The 16892-nt window shown below is 72.5% G+C and carries 15 protein-coding genes; 4 read left to right on the forward strand and 11 right to left on the reverse strand.

Translation table 11 applies throughout. The features are described 5' to 3' along the window. Positions 1-4 precede the first annotated feature (4 nt). A complete protein-coding gene (gene topA / locus ABD295_RS18045) occupies positions 5-2713 on the reverse strand; it encodes a type I DNA topoisomerase (protein WP_344305203.1) in 2709 nt (902 codons plus the stop codon). Positions 2714-2966: 253 nt separating this feature from the next. On the opposite strand from topA, the gene ABD295_RS18050 reads away from it, so the two are divergent. Continuing rightward, positions 2967-3578 (forward strand): hypothetical protein, encoded by a 612-nt coding sequence (locus ABD295_RS18050; RefSeq protein ID WP_344305204.1) that lies wholly within the window; start codon positions 2967-2969, stop codon positions 3576-3578. A 36-nt stretch (positions 3579-3614) separates the two neighbouring features. Here ABD295_RS18050 and ABD295_RS18055 read toward each other — a convergent pair whose 3' ends face one another. From ABD295_RS18055 to ABD295_RS18065, 3 genes are all read right to left on the reverse strand, one after another. After that, a complete protein-coding gene (locus ABD295_RS18055; protein ID WP_344305205.1) occupies positions 3615-5093 on the reverse strand; it encodes a DUF7059 domain-containing protein in 1479 nt (492 codons plus the stop codon). A gap of 75 nt (positions 5094-5168) precedes the next feature. Next, positions 5169-7466 carry a sodium-translocating pyrophosphatase gene (locus ABD295_RS18060; RefSeq protein ID WP_344305206.1) on the reverse strand — a complete coding sequence of 766 codons (2298 nt, stop codon included), beginning with the start codon at positions 7464-7466 and terminating at the stop codon, positions 5169-5171. Between the two features lie 151 nt (positions 7467-7617). Next, a complete protein-coding gene (locus ABD295_RS18065) occupies positions 7618-7965 on the reverse strand; it encodes an anti-sigma factor antagonist (RefSeq protein ID WP_344305207.1) in 348 nt (115 codons plus the stop codon). 285 nt (positions 7966-8250) lie between these two features. Between ABD295_RS18065 and ABD295_RS18070 the strand changes: the two genes are divergently transcribed. Together ABD295_RS18070 and ABD295_RS18075 are read left to right on the forward strand one after the other, a co-directional pair. Continuing rightward, complete coding sequence (locus ABD295_RS18070; protein WP_344305471.1) at positions 8251-10539, forward strand: DEAD/DEAH box helicase; 2289 nt, start codon at positions 8251-8253, stop codon at positions 10537-10539. A gap of 16 nt (positions 10540-10555) precedes the next feature. Then, complete coding sequence (locus tag ABD295_RS18075) at positions 10556-10843, forward strand: hypothetical protein (RefSeq protein WP_344305208.1); 288 nt, start codon at positions 10556-10558, stop codon at positions 10841-10843. A gap of 16 nt (positions 10844-10859) precedes the next feature. Here the strand turns inward: ABD295_RS18075 and ABD295_RS18080 are convergent, their stop codons facing one another. The 7 genes from ABD295_RS18080 to ssd all read right to left on the reverse strand — a co-directional run bounded on the left by ABD295_RS18080 (position 10860) and on the right by ssd (position 15732). After that, positions 10860-11258, reverse strand: coding sequence for an Rv3654c family TadE-like protein (locus ABD295_RS18080; protein ID WP_344305209.1), 399 nt, complete (start codon positions 11256-11258; stop codon positions 10860-10862). Beyond that, the gene (locus tag ABD295_RS18085; RefSeq protein ID WP_344305210.1) at positions 11255-11650 is read right to left on the reverse strand and encodes a TadE family type IV pilus minor pilin; all 396 of its coding nucleotides are present in this window, start codon (positions 11648-11650) and stop codon (positions 11255-11257) included. The genes ABD295_RS18080 and ABD295_RS18085 overlap by 4 nt, the downstream gene beginning before the upstream one ends. Before the next feature lie 2 nt (positions 11651-11652). After that, positions 11653-11814, reverse strand: a complete 162-nt coding sequence (locus ABD295_RS18090) for a DUF4244 domain-containing protein (RefSeq protein WP_344305211.1) — start codon at positions 11812-11814, stop codon at positions 11653-11655. Between the two features lie 174 nt (positions 11815-11988). Next, positions 11989-12726 carry a type II secretion system F family protein gene (locus ABD295_RS18095; protein WP_344305212.1) on the reverse strand — a complete coding sequence of 246 codons (738 nt, stop codon included), beginning with the start codon at positions 12724-12726 and terminating at the stop codon, positions 11989-11991. Beyond that, positions 12723-13391, reverse strand: a complete 669-nt coding sequence (locus ABD295_RS18100) for a type II secretion system F family protein (RefSeq protein ID WP_344305213.1) — start codon at positions 13389-13391, stop codon at positions 12723-12725. Before ABD295_RS18100 ends, ABD295_RS18095 begins: the two co-directional genes overlap by 4 nt. Positions 13392-13507: 116 nt before the next feature. Continuing rightward, on the reverse strand, positions 13508-14686 hold the full coding sequence (locus ABD295_RS18105) for a TadA family conjugal transfer-associated ATPase (protein WP_344305214.1): 1179 nt from the start codon (positions 14684-14686) through the stop codon (positions 13508-13510). Then, complete coding sequence (gene ssd, locus ABD295_RS18110; RefSeq protein WP_344305215.1) at positions 14683-15732, reverse strand: septum site-determining protein Ssd; 1050 nt, start codon at positions 15730-15732, stop codon at positions 14683-14685. Before ssd ends, ABD295_RS18105 begins: the two co-directional genes overlap by 4 nt. A 151-nt stretch (positions 15733-15883) precedes the next feature. Here ssd and ABD295_RS18115 point away from each other — a divergent pair, with 151 nt between their 5' ends. After that, positions 15884-16699, forward strand: a complete 816-nt coding sequence (locus ABD295_RS18115) for an HAD family hydrolase (protein WP_344305216.1) — start codon at positions 15884-15886, stop codon at positions 16697-16699. Positions 16700-16892 lie beyond the last annotated feature (193 nt).

The raw sequence follows: 16892 nt of genomic DNA on the forward strand, positions 1-16892 counted from the left end.
TCGCTCAGGACTTCTTCGCGGCAGCCTTCTTGGCGGTCTTCTTCGCCGTCTTCTTGGTCGTCTTCTTGGCCGTCGCCTTCTTGGTGGTCCGCTTGGCCGTCTTCTTCGCCGGGCCGCGCTCGCGACGCTCGGCGAGCAGCTCTGCGGCCCGCTCGAGCGTGATCGACTCGACGGTGTCGTCCTTGCGCAGGGTCGCGTTGTACTCGCCGTCGGTGACGTACTCACCGAAGCGACCGGCCTTGACCACGACCGGCTGGCCCGACACCGGGTCGTTGCCGAGCTCCTTGAGCGGCGCGGCCGCCGCAGCTCGCCCCCGTTGCTTGGGCTGGGCATAGATCGCCAGCGCCTCGTCGAGGGTGATGTCGAAGATCTGGTCCTCGGTCGTGAGCGACCGCGAGTCGGTGCCCTTCTTGAGGTAGGGCCCGTAGCGGCCGTTCTGCGCGGTGATCTCGACGCCCTCTGCGTCCGTACCGACCACGCGCGGTAGCGACAGCAGCTTGAGCGCGTCGGCCAGGGACACCGTCTCCATCGTCATCGACTTGAAGAGCGAGCCGGTGCGGGCCTTCGCCGACTTGGGCGCGTCCTCGGGCAGCACCTCGGTGACGTAGGGGCCGAAGCGACCGCTCTTGGCGACGACCGGCAGGCCGCTCTCCGGATGGGTGCCGAGCGGGATCTCCTCACCGGCGGGGTTGGCGAAGAGCTCGCGCGCCTTGGCCATCGTCAGCTCGTCAGGCGGCAGGTCCTCGGGGACGTTGGCACGCTTGGCTGCCGGGTTGCCGTCGTCGTCGGGACCCTCGAGGTAGGGGCCGTACTTGCCGACGCGCAGCACGATGCCGGCCTCAGGGTCCCCGATGGGGAAGGTCGCCAGCTCCTTGGCGTCGATGTCGCCGAGCCCGCTCACCAGCGGCTGGAGACCGGCCACCCGGTCGGAGCCGTAGTAGAACTCGCGCAGCTCAGAGACGCGGTCCTTGCGGCCGGCGGCGATGTCGTCGAGGACGTCCTCCATCCCCGCGGTGAACTCGTAGGAGACCAGGCGGGGGAAGTGCTCCTCCAGCAGCCTGGTCACCGAGAACGCCAGCCAGGCGGGCACCAGGGCGGTGCCCTTCTTGTAGACGTAGCCGCGGTTGAGGATCGTCCCGATGATCGAGGCGTACGTCGACGGGCGGCCGATCTCGCGGTCCTCGAGCTCCTTGATGAGGGTCGCCTCGGTGTACCGCGCAGGGGGCTTGGTCTCGTGGCCCAGCGCGTTGAGCGACGCAGCCGAGACGCTGTCGCCCTCGGCGACGTTGGGCAGCCTGGTCTCGGCATCGTCCCGGCGCTTCGACTGGTCGTCGATGTCCTCGACGTAGGCCTTGAGGAACCCGTGGAAGGTGATCGTGCGGCCGCTGGCCGAGAACACCACGTCGCGCCCGTCGGCCGCGGCGCCACCGAGCCGGATGGTCACGGAGTTGCCGGTCGCGTCCTTCATCTGCGAAGCGACCGTGCGCATCCAGATCAGCTCGTAGAGCCGGAACTGGTCTCCGGTCAGCCCGGTCTGCGCGGGAGTGTTGAACGCCTCGCCTGCGGGGCGGATCGCCTCGTGCGCCTCCTGGGCGTTCTTGACCTTGCCGGCGTAGGTGCGCGGGGCGTCCGGCAGGTACTCCGCCCCGTAGAGCTCGCGCACCTGCGTCCGAGCCGCCGCGACCGCGGCGTCCGAGAGCGTCGTGGAGTCGGTGCGCATGTAGGTGATGTGGCCGTTCTCGTAGAGACGCTGGGCCACCGACATCGTGGTGGAGGCGCTCATGCCGAGCTTGCGCGAGGCCTCCTGCTGGAGGGTGGTGGTGCGGAACGGCGCGTAGGGCTGGCGGCGGTAAGGCTTGGACTCGACCGAGCGGACGGCGTACGACGTGTCGGCGAGCGCGGCGACCAGCGACTCGGCGGCGGCGCGGTCGAGGTGGACACGAGCACGCTTCTCGGAGGAGCCTGTCGAGACCTTGATCTGGCCGTCCTGGCCGAAGTCGGAGCCGCCGGCCACGCGCACGTCGTCGATGCTGTGCAGGCGCGCCGGGAACATCCGCTGCTCGTGCTTGGCGCCGGCGTCGAAGGTGCCCTCGAGGTCCCAGTAGGACGCCACACGGAACGCCATCCGCTCGCGCTCGCGATCGACGACCAGCCGGGTCGCGACCGACTGGACCCGACCGGCCGAGAGGCCGGACATCACCTTGCGCCACAGCACCGGCGAGACCTCGTAGCCGTAGAGGCGGTCGAGGATGCGGCGGGTCTCCTGCGCCTCGACGAGGTCGTCGATGATCTCGCGGGGGTTGGCCACGGCGGCGAGGATCGCCGGCTTGGTGATCTCGTGGAAGACCATCCGGCGCACGGGGATGCCCTTGGGCTTGAGCTCGTCGAGGAGGTGCCAGGCGATGGCCTCGCCCTCGCGGTCCTCGTCGGTGGCGAGGAAGAGCTCGTCGGCGTCCTTCAGTAGGCCCTTGAGCTTGGCGATCTGGCTGCGCTTGTCACGCGGGACGACGTAGTAGGGCGCGAAGTCGTTGTCGACGTCGACGGCCAGCCGTCCCCAGGGCTTGTCCTTGATCTTCGCCGGGGTGTCGGCAGCCGACTGCGGGAGGTCGCGGATGTGGCCCACCGATGCCTCCACGACGTAGTCCTTCCCGAGGAAGCCGCCCAGCATCTGGGCCTTCCTGGGGGACTCGACGATCACCAGCTTGTGTGCCACGGACGCGAACTTCCTCTTCTCGTGCTGCTCGGACGCGCTCTCGGCGCGGACTCAAGGGGACTGTACGGCCGCTCACGGTAGCGCGTGCCACCCGGCCCGACGGCCGGGTCCGCCCTGAGGGTGGGCCAGGACGGCCCACCTCACGTCCACAACCAACCGTGACCCGGCCTTCTTCCACAGCCTCCCGTCGCGGACCCCTCGTCTCGTCGGCGCCGGGCAGCAGCCTCGAGCTCCCCGACCGAGGAGGCTGTCTTTGTCAGATCCCACCCACCACCCGGAACCCGCTCACCCGATCCCCGTCCAGTGGCCGAGGATCACCCTGGCCTGGCTGGACGGCCTGGTCGGCGGCCGCGCCGAGCTGCTCGCGCTGCGCGACGAGGACCCGCCTCCGATGTTCCAGGCGCTGGCCGACGAGGCAGAGGGGCTGGCCTTCGATGCCCTGGCCGACGAGGTCGACAGAGCCGCCGAGCTGCTCCAGGACGCGGAGGTCGCCGACGCGCTGGACCGAGCCATGGCGACCTTCTGGTTCCTGCGGCCGGCTGGCCTGAGGGTGAGCGGTGGCGATCGCTCGCGCGATCTCGCCGGCGGGCTCGTGTGGGTGGTCGGCAAGGCCAACGGCGTGTTCGACGCGAGGCGGCGCCAGACCGACCTCCAGCGGGCGCTCGGACTGAGGCGGCCGCTGCGTGGGCCCGGGGCCGGTGTCGCCCGCGTCGTCGGCCGTGCACGACCCGTCGTCGCGCCACGGCCGGCCGGCGCCCCCGACCTGATGGGGTTCGGCCGGTCGTCGCTCCTGACGCCGACCACACGACGGGTCGTCATCGCCTGGCGCGACCGCGCGCTCGAGGCGCTCGAGGTGCCCTGGTGATGTCGGGGGTGATGTCGCTGGTGATGTCGGGGGTGGTCAGGCGACGCCCAGGAAGCCCGCCGCCGCCAGCTTCCGCACGCGCGGCAGCAGCTCGGCCGCCAGCTCCCCGGCATCGCGGTCCAGCAGCTGCGCCAGGGCGGCGACGATCTGCCCGACCGTCAGGTCCCCGTCGCAGGCGCCGACCAGGGCCGCCTCGGCGGTGGTGGCCTGCTCGGCGCGGCGCAGCCCGAGCTGCCGGCGCAGCACGATGGTCTCGGGGTCCGCCGCTCCCGGGGCCCCGCGCGTCTCCTGCACGACGTCCGGGCGGGTGACCAGCCGCAGGCCACGCAACGCCTCGTCTTCGTCGTCGGGCAGGGCGGCCTGGTCACGCGCCCACTCGCCGACCGCAGGGGCGATCGGCTGCTCGACGTCGTAGGGCCAGTGGAGCAGCTCGCGTCGCGGCTGCCCTGGCTTCTCGTGCCTGCGCAGGTTGATCCAGCCGAAGCCGATGGCCTCGACCTGCTCGGCGTCGAACCACGCCAGCCACTCGTCATAGCGGCGCATCCCCTCGACACCGCCGTGTCGGCCGGCGTCCTTGAGCCACAGCTCGACGTACGCCGCCGGGTCGAGGGTCTCGCGCTGCACGACCAGCGCGTCGCAGTCGTCGTCGATCCAGCCGGCCAGCCGCTCGTCCCACGGCGTGTCCCGGGCGATCACCCAGTTGGCGAGCACCTGGCACCAGCCCCCTGGCGCCAGGTGGCGCGGAGCGGTGCGCACCACGTGCTCCACGACGGCGTCGCCGGGCAGCCCGGAGTCGCGATAGACGAGCCGCTCCTCGGTCGCCGGCGAGATGACGAAGGGCGGGTTGGTGGTGACCAGGTCGAAGGTCTCCCCAGCCACCGGCTCGAAGAACGACCCGTCCCGCACGTCCACCTGCCCTGCCGCGACCTCGTTGAGCGCGAGGTTGAAGCGGGTCACCCAGAGTGCGCGGGGGTTCACGTCGGTGGCGACGACGTGATCGGCGTGGGTCGTCAGGTGGAGCGCCTGCACCCCGCACCCGGTGCCCAGGTCGAGCGCGCGGCCGACCGGCTCGCGGATCGTCAGCTGTGCCAGCGAGGTGGCCGCCGGGCTGATCCCGAGCACGTGGCTCGCTCCGACCTGCTGTGGCGCACCGTCGAGGCCGGGGGTCAGGTCGCTGACGACCCAGAGGTCGCGCCCGTCGGCAGCGTAAGGCCGGACGTCGAGGCGAGCCGCGACCTCGTCCCCGCCCTGGTCGACGAACCCCTCGGCAGCGAGCTCTCCGACCAGTCCGGGCAGGGCCCGTTCCACCTGCGCGTGCGGCACCCGCGACTGGAGCAGGAAGAGCCGGGTCAGCGTGGCGAGCGGCGACCCTTCAGCCGTGCGCCTCAGGCCAGGAGTGGTCTCGTTGCGGCCGAGCGCGGCGTGCGCCTCGGGCCCGAGCAGCTCCGCCACCGCGTCGTAGGTGAAGTCCGCGGCGACGAGCGCGTCTCGCAGGCGATCAGGCAGGTCGGGCACGGCTCCACCTTCGTGAAATGCCGAACCGGCGCCAAGTCCGGAAGGACTCGGCGCCGGCTCGTCGAGCGGAACGCCTCAGGCCGACGCGGTGGTCGTGGCCGGAGCGTCGTCGCTGATGGAGATCTCGCGCTGCTTGGAGATGTAGACCGCGACCACGATGATCGCCACCGCCACGAGGGCGATGATGATCCGGACCGGGTCGTTCTGGTCGTCGCCGATGCTCAACGACACGACGGCGCTGGCGATCAGCAGCGAGACCAGGTTCATCACCTTGATCAGCGGGTTGATCGCCGGGCCGGCGGTGTCCTTGAAGGGGTCGCCGACGGTGTCACCGATGACGGTGGCCTCGTGGGCAGGCGAGCCCTTGCCGCCGTGGTTGCCGTCCTCGACGAGCTTCTTGGCGTTGTCCCAGGCTCCACCCGCGTTGGCGAGGAAGACGGCCATCAGCGTGCCGGTGCCGATCGCTCCGGCGAGGAAGCCCGCCAGCGCGGTGACGCCGAGGCCGAAGCCGACGGCGACGGGGGCGAGCACGGCCAGGATGCCCGGCGTGATCAGCTCACGCAGCGAGTCCTTGGTGACGATGTCGACGACCTTGCCGTACTCCGGCCGGCCGGTGCCCTCCATGATCCCGGGGATCTCGCGGAACTGGCGGCGAACCTCGTAGACCACCGCGCCGGCCGCCCGGCCGACGGCGTTGATCGCCAGCCCGGAGAAGAGGAACACCACGGCCGCACCGAGCAGCACGCCGACGAGGACGCCGGGGTTGAAGACGGTGAAGTCCAGGACGTCGTTGGAGCCCGAGTCGACGTAGGCCTCGAAGACCGACGTCGAGTAGGAGCCGAAGAGCGCGGTCGCCGCGAGCACGGCCGTGGCGATCGCGATGCCCTTGGTGATCGCCTTGGTGGTGTTGCCGACCGCGTCGAGCTCGGTGAGGATCAGCGCGCCCTCCTCGCTCACGTCGCCGGACATCTCGGCGATGCCCTGCGCGTTGTCGGAGACCGGGCCGAAGGTGTCCATCGCGACGATGACGCCGACGGTGGTCAGCAGGCCACAGCCCGCCAGGGCCACCGCGAACAGCGAGACGGTGAGCGTCGCGCCACCCAGCAGGAAGGCACCGAAGACGGCCGCGCCGATCACCAGCGTGGTGTAGACGGCGGACTCGAAGCCGACCGACAGGCCGGACAGGATGACCGTCGCGGGACCGGTGAGCGAGGTCTTGCCGACGTCCTTGACCGGCTTGTACTCGGTGCCGGTGAAGTAGCCGGTGAGCGCCAGGATGCCGGCGGCCATCACGATGCCGATGACGACGGCGGCCGAGGCGATCAGCCTCGGGTCGCCCTCGGCCGTGGCCATGTCGACGCCGGTGATGTTGTCGAACCCGGCGAAGCTGTCGGGCAGGTAGAGGTAGGAGAGCACGATCGAGCCGACGGCACCGACAGCAGCCGAGATGTAGAACGCCCGGTTGATCGTCTTCAGGCCGTTCTCACCCGTGCGCGGCTTGGTGATGTAGACGCCGAGCACGGCGGTCAGCGCGCCGATCGCGGGGATGAGCAGCGGGTAGACGAGGCCCTCGTTGCCGAAGGCCTGCGAGCCGAGGATCAGCGCCGCGACCAGGGTCACGGCGTAGGACTCGAACAGGTCGGCGGCCATGCCGGCGCAGTCGCCGACGTTGTCACCCACGTTGTCGGCGATGGTGGCGGCGTTGCGCGGGTCGTCCTCGGGGATGCCCTGCTCGACCTTGCCGACCAGGTCGGCACCCACGTCGGCGGCCTTGGTGAAGATGCCGCCGCCGACCCGCATGAACATGGCGAGGAGGGCGGCGCCGAAGCCGAAGCCCTCGAGCACGTGCGCGGCCTCGTTGCTGAAGATCAGCACCACGAGGCTGGCGCCCAGCAGACCCAGGCCCACGGTCGCCATGCCGACGAAGGCGCCGGTGCGGAACCCGATGACCATGGCAGGGTTGCGGCCCTCGGAGTTGGCCGCGGCGGCGACGCGCAGGTTGGCGCGCACCGCGAGCGACATGCCGAGGTAGCCGATGGCGGCCGAGAAGCCGGCGCCCAACAAGAAGAAGATGGACCGTCCGATCCGGACGGCCGCGTCGTCAGCCGGCAGCGCCAGCAGGACGAAGAAGGCCACTGCGGCGAAGACGCCCAGCGTGCGGAACTGACGGGTGAGGTAGGCGTTGGCACCCTCTTGCACGGCTTGGGCGATGTTCTTCATGTTGTCGGTGCCTTCACCTGCGGCAAGAACCTGCTGGCGGAACATCGCGGCCATCCCGAGCGCGCCGAGCGCGATCAGGAGGACGACGATGACCAGCGTGAGATTGCCCCCGGTGAGGTCCGGCTCCACGACGGCGGGAAGGATCCCGGTCATGTGTGTCCTCCTGGGAAATGATGCTCATCGATGAACGCCGGGAGTCTACGCATCAGGACCCCTGCGGCCGCACTCGGGTGTGAGTGAACGCACGGGTCACACCCCGAGGGGTGATCGCCGGGTTCAGGAGGTGGAGTCGGCTGGGCGGGACTCAGCTCACCGGCTCGGGCCCGAGCGCGTCCTCGGCCGAGCGGTGGATCACGAACACCTTCGCGAGACCCGTGATGCGGAAGATCTTGAGCAGCCGCTCCTGGTTGCACACGAGCTGGAGCGACCCGGCGTTGGCACGGACCTTCTTGAGCCCGCCGACGAGGACGCCGAGGCCGGTGGAGTCGAGGAACTCGACCGCCTCCATGTCGACCACGAGGTGGTAGCGGCCTTCGCCGACCAGCTCGGTGATCTTGTCGCGCAGCTTGGGCGCGGTGTAGACGTCGATCTCGCCGCCGACGGACACGATGGTCGTCCCTTCGACCTCGCGCGTAGCCAGTGTCAGATCCACGTCTGCTCCTCAGGGCACCTGGCGTCCGGTGCCACCCCATCCTTCATGGCTCAGCCTCGGGGCCTTCCGGACCCTCGGCGGCGCCTCTTTGGCCGGGTGGCGCCTGCCCCCGAAATGCTGCCAGAGGTATCAAACCATGCCCCGGACGCCTCTGCAGAAAACCTGTCACAACCCGGGTCGCGCACGATGTCGGTCGAGTTTGCGACACTCGAGGGCGTGCAGCGCATCGCCACCCGCCCGACTGCCGCCGTCGCGCGCAGCGGCCGCGTCGTCGACCGGCTGGCCATGGGGGCGGACCGCGCCGGGCGTCTGCGCCACGTCGAGGTGCTGGCGGCCCGCGGCGCGGTCGAGGAGCACTGGCCCGATTGGGCGGCACCCGATGTCGTCGCGGCCTTCCGCGCCCACGGCGTCGCACGCCCGTGGCGGCACCAGGTCGTGGCTGCTGAGGCGGCCCGAGCCGGGCAGCACGTGGTCCTCGCGACCGGCACCGCGTCGGGCAAGTCGCTCGCCTACCAGCTCCCGGCCCTGACCGCGGTCCGCGAGGGTCGGCGCGATCGCGCCCAACGCGGCGCGTCCGTGCTCTACCTGGCTCCCACGAAGGCGCTCGCCCACGACCAGCTCGCCTCCCTGCGCGGGCTCGGGCTCGACGTCCGCGTCACGACCCACGACGGCGACAGCAGCCGTGACGAGCGGGACTGGTCGCGCGACTTCGGGGAGTACGTCCTCACCAACCCGGACATGCTCCACCGTTCGATGCTCCCGGGACACCGCCACTGGGCGGGCTTCTGGGCGTCGCTAACCTACGTCGTCGTCGACGAGTGCCACCACTACCGCGGCGTCTTCGGCGCGCACGTGGCGCAGGTGCTGCGCCGGCTGCGGCGGGTGGCCGCACTGCACGGGTCCGCACCCACCTTCGTGCTCGCGTCCGCGACCGTCGCCGAGCCCGAGGTCGCGGCCCGCCGCCTGACCGGGCACGACGTGCTCGCGGTGACGGCCGACCACTCACCACGCGGCGAGGTCACGCTGGCCCTCTGGGAGCCGCCGTTCGTCTCCTACCTCGGCGAGCACGGCGCGCCCGTACGCCGCGCGGCATCGTCCGAGACCGCCGACCTGCTCGCCGACCTGGTCGTCGACGACGTGCGGACCCTCGCCTTCGTCCGATCGCGTCGCGGTGTCGAGCAGGTGGCCGCCACGGCGGCCCGGCTGGTCGACGAGGTCGAGCCGGGTCTGGGCGCGCGGGTCGCGGCGTACCGGGGGGGCTACCTCCCCGAGGAGCGCCGCGCCATCGAGGCCGACCTGCGGGAGGGACGGCTCACCGGTCTGGCGGCGACCAACGCGCTGGAGCTCGGCATCGACGTGCACGGGCTCGACGCCGTGCTGCTGGCGGGCTACCCCGGCACCCGGGCCGGCTTCTGGCAGCAGGTCGGCCGTGCCGGTCGCGGCGGCACGGACGCCCTCGGCGTGCTGGTGGCTCGCGACGACCCGCTGGACACCTACCTCGTGCACCACCCGGAGGCGCTCTTCGACCGCCCCGTCGAGGCCACCGTCTTCGACCCCGACAACCCGCACGTCCTGCGCCCGCACCTGTGTGCCGCCGCGCACGAGCAGCCGCTGACCGCCGGCGACCTCGACCTGTTCGGCCCCGGCGCGGGCGAGTGCGTCGACGAGCTGGTCGCAGCCGGCCTGCTGAGGCGTCGTGCACAGGGGTGGTTCTGGACGGACCGCCGCCGACCAAGCGATCTCACCGACATCCGGTCCACAGGTGGCAGCCCGGTCCAGCTGATCGAGGCCGAGACCGGCCGGGTCGTCGGCACCGTCGACGCCGGCGGTTCCCACGCCACCGCCCACGCCGGCGCGATATACGTCCACCGTGGCGAGGCCTGGCACGTGGAGTCGCTCGACCTCGAGCAGCGGGTCGCGGTGATGCGGTCGGCCCGCGTCGACTACAGCACGACGGCGCGCGAGGTGGTCGACATCGCCATCGCCGACGTCCGCGAGTCACGGTCCCTCGGGGCTGCCGAGCTGAGCGTCGGGACCGTCGAGGTGACCCACCAGGTGGTGTCCTTCCTCCGGCGCCGGGTCCCCAGTGGCGAGGTGATCGGCGAGGAGCCTCTCGACCTTCCGCCACGCACCCTGGTCACGACGGCGGTCTGGTGGACGGTGCCCGACGACGTGCTCGACGAGGCGGGACTCGCCGCCAGCGACCTCCCCGGTGCCGCCCACGCCGCCGAGCACTGCTCGATCGGGCTGCTCCCCCTCTTCGCCACCTGCGACCGGTGGGACATCGGTGGCGTCTCGACCGCTCGCCACCCGGACACGGGTCGCCTCACCGTCTTCGTCTACGACGGTCACCCTGGCGGGGCAGGCTTCTCCGAGCGGGGGTACGCCGTCGCGCTCGACTGGCTGAGCGCCACCCGCGAGACCATCGCCTCCTGCGAGTGCCCTGATGGGTGCCCGTCGTGCATCCAGTCACCCAAGTGCGGCAACCAGAACAACCCCCTCGACAAGGCCGGCGCGGTTCGGCTGCTCGACGCGTTGCTGGCCGTGCCAGCCTGCCTTCCTGCGGCGGGCTAGCCGCTAGCCTGCGGTCATGGTCATCCTCGGTCTGCTTCTCATCGGCGCGGGCGCCATCGCGATCCTGTCGGCCCTCTTCGTGAGCGAGGGCCGCGGTGAGCTGCTCGGCATCGACATGCCCATCCTCGCCGTCTTCCTCGTCGGCGTCGGCGCCGGCGCCGCGATCCTGTGGGGCTACACCATCCTCAAGTACGGCGCCAAGCGCGAGCTCCGCGCCAGGCGCGAGCGCAAGGAGCTCAACGAGCTCTCGGCCAAGCTCGAGAAGGCCGACGAGGACCGCAAGCGCGACGACGAGTCGCTGTAGTGCCCCGACCGCGCCACTAGGCCCCGGACCCCGCCCGGGCGCGTCCCTCGACCCGACCGACCCAGTCGCGCCAGCGCGGCCCGGTGATCAGGGTGGTCACGAGCACCTCCGTGCCGACCGACGTGCAGGTCGACAGCGTCGCTGCATTGGCTGCGGCGATGGTCGCCGCCACCGCGCAGCCATCACCTCCGCGGCCGAGCTCCACCGCGCCCGCGAGCGCCGCAAGGTCGGCGGCGGCTTGGGCACGGCGATGGTCGACCACCAACGACGCAGTCATCCCCAGGACTGACGTCAACAGGGCCAGCACACCGACCATGACCACCGCCAGGAGCGAGGCCGCTCCTCGCTCGCTGGCTCCTCGCTCGTTGGGTCCTCGCTCGCCGGCTCCTCGCTTGCCGGGTTGGACGCGAATCACGGGTCCTCCTCGACCAACGCCGTCGCCTCCGCGCTCAGCATCAGGTCGGGCAGCAGCGACCCGGCCGGGCCGCGGTCGCCCGCCGGCGCGGCGACGCTGACCACCACCTGGCCGTCACCGCCGGGGGCGATGGTGAACCTCGCGCCCTCGGGCGCCACCCGTCGCCCGACCTCGAGCGCGGCCTCCTGGTCGTCCCCCCTGGCGACCGCCCTGGCCACCTCGCGGGCGGCATCGACCAGGCGCAGCTGCGTGCCCCCGAGCGCCAGCAGCCAGGCCAGCGCGCAGGTCACGACGACGAGCATCGGCAGGGCCATCGCCAGCTCGGCCGTCACCGCGCCGCGCTCGTCGCGCCTGCTGCGCGCCCGCCCGACGCCCGGTCGAGGCCGTGCCACGGTCAGCCGATCCCGAGCAGGTCGAGCACGTGGTCGAAGAGCGTGGTCAGCAACGTGTCGCCGAAACCTCCGGTGAGCATCTTGTAGAGCAGCCCGGCCAACCCGGCCCCGGCAGCCGTGCCGACGGCGTACTCCGCGGTCGTGATCCCCCGCTCGTCGAGCACCCGTCGGGATCGATCAGTAGCTCCATGACGCATGGTGTCTCCCAGTCCGGACGGGTCGGGCGCCCGTCCTGGAGACGAGCCTGGATCAGTCCGCGGACGCGGACGTTGCCCGGAGCGGCCCGCTGTGGAGAGCCGCGCGCAGCCCGGTCCTGTGGACGTGGCCGGGGCCGTCGTTCAGCGCGTCACCTCGGCAAACAGGCCGGCGACCAGCGGCACGATGCCCAGCAGCAGGAAGGACGGCAGCAGGCACAGGCCCAACGGCAGCGCGGCCCGGACGCCGACCGCGCGGGCCCGGTCCTCGCGCTCGGCTCGGTGGCGATCGGCGAGATCCCGGGCGAGCCGTTCGACGGCCTCGGCGACCGGAGCACCCGAGCGGCTGGCCCTCGCGAGGGTCCGGCCGAGCGGGGCCAGCACCGGGTCGTCCCCGAGTGCCTCCCAGACGGAGACGGGATCGAGCCCCAGGGCGAGCCTGGCTCGCACCCCGTCGAGGCGCTCGGCCGCCGCGCCGGGGAGCGCGGCGGCCACGACGAGCACGGCCGACTCGGGCGGTGCGCCGCCGCGCAGCACGGACCCGAGCAGGAGCACGAGGTGCGGCAGCTGCGCCGCCGCCTCCTCGCGTCGGCGTCGAGCGTGCGGGTCCTCGCTGCGCCGGACCGCGCGCAGGCACAGGGCGACGACGACGGGACCGGCGACCAGGCCTGCCCCACCGCCGAGGAACACGGTCGCACCCAGGCCGGCTGCCAGGCTGAGCGGCCAGGCAAGAACGTGCGCCAGACCCCGCTCCGGCGTTCGGACGTCGTCGCGGCCTGGGTCGGCCACCCACGGGCGGCGGGGTGGCCCGACCGGCCCTGGCGCGGCCAGCGCGCCCGCGCACGCCGCCGTGAGGGAGGCGAGCACGGTCCACGCGGTCATGTGGCGTCCCCGGTCAGGACCTCGATCCACCAGAGGCCGGCGAGACCGAGGCTGAGACCTCCTGCCAGGCAGGCGAGGCCGGGTGTCGTCGTCAACAGGAACTCCCAGGGCGAGCCACCCGTGCCGGCGCCGAGCGTGAGCGCGGCGACCGGCAGCGCAGCGACCAGTCGAGCAGTGGCCCGCGCCGACGCCAGCTCACCGGCGACCATCCGGGCGGTCTGCTCCTCGGCGCGCAGGCGTCCCGCGACGCGCTCGACGGTGTCGGCCAGCCCGGCACCGCTGCGGTGGGCGACCTGCCACCCTGCGGCCAGCAACGCCAGGTCACGGCGGCCCGGCTCCGTCGCCGCCGCCCTGAGCGCACCGGGCACGTCGCCACCGAGCGCGAACGCCTCCGCCACCGGGCGCAGTGCCGCACAACACTCGGCCGCGCGCTGCAACGCCGACCCCGGCGGCAGGCCGGCGGACAGCTCGGCGCCCAACAGCTCGCAGGTCTCGCGGACCTCCGCGGCGGCGAGGACCATCGCCAACCGGGCTGAGCGGCGTCTCCAGAGGCCGGTGCCGATCCACCCCGCGGCGAGCCCGATGCCGGCGAGCACCACGGCAGCACCCGGGAGGAGCGCCGTCCCGGCCAGCAGGCCAGCACCGCCACAGGCCAGACGTCGCACGCGTGATGCGCCGTACCGAGCTGACGAACCCCGGCTCGGTCCGCTCCCGGTCGCCGGCGGCGGCCAAGCGAGCCAGACCGCTGCCACCGCGGCGAGCGCCGCCAGTCCGGCGAGACTCACCGTTCGAGCCGGACGCCGAGGACGTCGGCCGCCGGCCCGGCTCTGCTCCGGGAGCCTTCGAACACCACGGCGGTCTGCATGGACACCAGGCCGTCGTCGCCACGCAGCGGGACCGCCACCTCGCGCAGCCGCCGCTGTCCGTCCCGGCCCCGGTCCAGGTGGATGACGCAGTCGAGCGCGGCGGCGAACTGGCTGTGCGCAGCGGCCCGTGGAAGCCCCGCTGCGAGCGCGAGCGCCTCGATCCTGGCGGGCACGTCGGCCGCCGAGTTGGCGTGGACGGTGCCGCAGCCGCCCTCGTGGCCGGTGTTGAGCGCGGCGAGGAGATCGGTCACCTCGGCGCCCCGGACCTCGCCCACCACGAGCCGGTCAGGACGCATCCGGAGGGCCTGACGCACCAGGTCGCGGACGGACACCTCCCCCGCGGACTCCACGTTGGGCGGGCGCGCCTCGAGGGTGACCACGTGCGCGTGGTCGGGGTCCAGCTCGGCCGAGTCCTCCACCAGCACCAGCCGCTCGGCGGGATCGACCAGACCGAGCAGGGTGGCGAGCAGCGTGGTCTTGCCCGAGCCGGTGCCGCCGCTCACCAGGAACGCGAGACGTGCCTTCACCAGGTCCCTGAGCAGCCGGGCACCCGACTGCGGCACCGATCCCGACGCGACCAGGTCGTCGATGCCGAATGAGCGGCGGCTGGGCACTCGCAACGACAGGCAGGTGCCGCGTCGGGCGACCGGGGCCAGGACCGCGTGCAGGCGGGTGCCGTCACGCAGGCGCACGTCGACGAACGGGGTGGCGTCGTCGAGCCGGCGCCCACCGGCGGCGGCGAGACGTTGGGCCAGGCGGCGTACGGCATCGTCGTCGGCGAAGGCAACGTCGACACGCTCGAGTCCGTCGCCGCGGTCGACGTAGACGTGATGGGGACCGTTGACCAGCACGTCGGTCACGCCCGGCGCAGTGACCAGCGGCTCGAGCAGCCCCGCTCCCACCACCTCGCCGCGCAACGCGTCGAGGACTGCCAGCACAGTGGCGTCGCCGACCGGCCGCCCCTCTTGCCGCAGGGCCATCGCGACCCGGGCCGGGGTCAGCTCACCGGGCTCTCTGCTGAGCCGCAAGCGGACCGACTCGACGGCGTCGCGCACGTCGCCCGGTCCCATCGGTGAGCGGCCTGCGCCGCTCATGCCGCGAGGCCCGGGGTCGCCAACAGGTCGAGCACCTCCGCTGCCGCGAGCGCCAACGGACCGCGTGACGAGCGCACCGGCCCGAGGCCCAGGTCGATCGACTCGGCGAGCCGCCGCTGGTCGCGCATCCACAACGCCCCGGGGACGCCGGTGGCCCGCTCGATCTCTCCCACGGGTAGGCCGTCACCGCGGACCAGCAACCGCGCCGGCCCGAGGCGCCGCATCCGGCGGACCTGCCGCGCCGCCGACGACACCCCCGTGATCGTCGGGACCGTCACCACGACCAGGAGGTCGCACCGTGACACCAGCTCGTCGACGACGGGGTCGGCCGCGCGGGGCAGGTCGACCACGACGACGTCGTGACCGCGCCGGGCAGCCGACATCGCCTCCCGGGCCGCGAACGCCTGCAGGCTGCCGACCTGGCCAGGCGCCCAGGTGAGCACCCCGAGACCGGCGCGGCGCGGGACCGCGTCGTGCAGCGACCTCGAGCTGAGCCGGCCGGTGGTCTGCTGGAGGGCGTCCCAGCGGATGCCCTCCTGGAGGTCGAGCCCCAGGACGCGATCGAGACCCGGGCCGTGCGGGTCGAGGTCGAGCACGAGGGCGTGGCCGGAGCGGGAGGCCACCTGGCCGAGCGCGCACGCGAAGGTGGTGGCTCCCGCCCCGCCCGAACCGCCCACGATCCCGACGGTCAGCCCGCGGGCCGGCGCGTGGTCACCCGCGTCGGTGAGCAGCTCCACCAGCCAGGCCTCCGAGCGCGGCAGCTCGGCCACCGACTCGGCGCCGAGGGTGAGCGCCAGCCCGAAGAGGTCGCTGGGCGGCGCCGTGTCGCGGACCAGCACGTGCACGGCGTCGCGCCGGGGAGGGCGCAACGCGGCCAGCGCCGGCGCCAGGTCGGCGCCGACCAGGACCACCGACGCGGCCGACCACCGCGCCAGGGCCTGCGCGACGCCCTCGCAGACCTCGGTGCCGACTCCGGCAGCGGCGGCCAGCCGCAGGACGGAGTCGGACAGCGAAGGGTCGGTGGTGACGACCAGCGGAGTGCCCATGACGGCACGCTGTCGCAGCTCGCCCTCATCCAGGAGCCACCGTCGGCGCGACTGTGGACGACTCGGCGACCGGCCCTCTTGTGGACGCGGAGCGGGCCGCCTCGCCACTGCGTCCCCGCAGCAGCACCCTCGCTCTCCTACGATGGCGGGCGTGGCCGCGGACGATCAGCTGAGGACCACGACGGGCGCGGCCTTCTTCGACCTCGACAAGACGATCATCGCCAAGTCGAGCTCGTTGGCCTTCAGCAAGCCCTTCCAGGCCGGCGGCCTCATCTCCCGCGGGGCGTTGCTGCGCTCGGCGTACGCGCAGTTCGTCTTCTTCGTCGGCGGCGCCGACCACGACCAGATGGAGAAGATGCGGCAGTTCATGTCGCAGCTGGTCGCCGGCTGGGACGTCGCGACCGTGCGCGAGATCGTCGCCGACACCCTCCACAACATCGTCGACCCCCTGGTCTTCGACGAGGCGGTCTCGCTCATCGAGGAACACAAGCTCGCGGGCCGCAACGTCGTCGTCGTCTCGGCGTCCGGCGCCGAGGTCGTCGGACCCATCGCAGACATGCTCGGTGCCGACCTGGTCATCGCGACCCGGCTGGAGATCGTCGACGGCCGCTACACCGGCGAGATCGACTACTACGCCTACGCCGAGGAGAAGGCACGCGCGATCGTCGCGCTTGCCGAGGAGACGGGGTACGACCTCGACGACTCCTACGCCTACAGCGACTCCATCACCGACGTGCACATGCTCGAGGTGGTCGGCCACCCACACGCGGTCAACCCCGACAAGGAGCTGCGCAAGGTCGCGGTGTCCCGGGGGTGGCCGATCCTGGTCTTCAGCAAGCCGGTGGCCCTCAGGTCTCGGGTCACGCTGCCCTCGCGGCCGACACTGACCGCCCTCGCCGTGGGTGGCGCGGTCGCGGTGGGTGGGGTCGTGTGGGCCGGTGTACGCCGGCGCCGCCCCACCACGTGACCGGTCTGCGGACACGACACGCGGACCCACACCCGGCGGGCGAAGTCAACCCTTGAAGGTGCCCCTGGATCGGCGTACAAACGAGAGCAAGAAGTGAAGAGCGAGCACGTGAGCCGGGTACCCACGCGGCGATCCACCCTTCCTACAGGGCGCTGGTCAACGGGAAGCTCCCGGGGCCACAACTTGAGAGATG

The sequence above is a fragment of the Nocardioides bigeumensis genome, from assembly GCF_039531755.1.
Taxonomy (GTDB): Bacteria; Actinomycetota; Actinomycetes; order Propionibacteriales; family Nocardioidaceae; genus Nocardioides; species Nocardioides bigeumensis.

Coding starts and splice junctions, on each gene's coding strand:
- ABD295_RS18060 (WP_344305206.1), bottom strand. CDS start 7,466: ATGACCGGGATCCTTCCCGCCGTCGTGGAGCCGGACCTCACCGGGGGC.
- ABD295_RS18070 (WP_344305471.1), top strand. CDS start 8,251: ATGGGGGCGGACCGCGCCGGGCGTCTGCGCCACGTCGAGGTGCTGGCG.
- ABD295_RS18075 (WP_344305208.1), top strand. CDS start 10,556: ATGGTCATCCTCGGTCTGCTTCTCATCGGCGCGGGCGCCATCGCGATC.
- ABD295_RS18095 (WP_344305212.1), bottom strand. CDS start 12,726: ATGACCGCGTGGACCGTGCTCGCCTCCCTCACGGCGGCGTGCGCGGGC.
- ABD295_RS18105 (WP_344305214.1), bottom strand. CDS start 14,686: ATGAGCGGCGCAGGCCGCTCACCGATGGGACCGGGCGACGTGCGCGAC.
- ssd (WP_344305215.1), bottom strand. CDS start 15,732: ATGGGCACTCCGCTGGTCGTCACCACCGACCCTTCGCTGTCCGACTCC.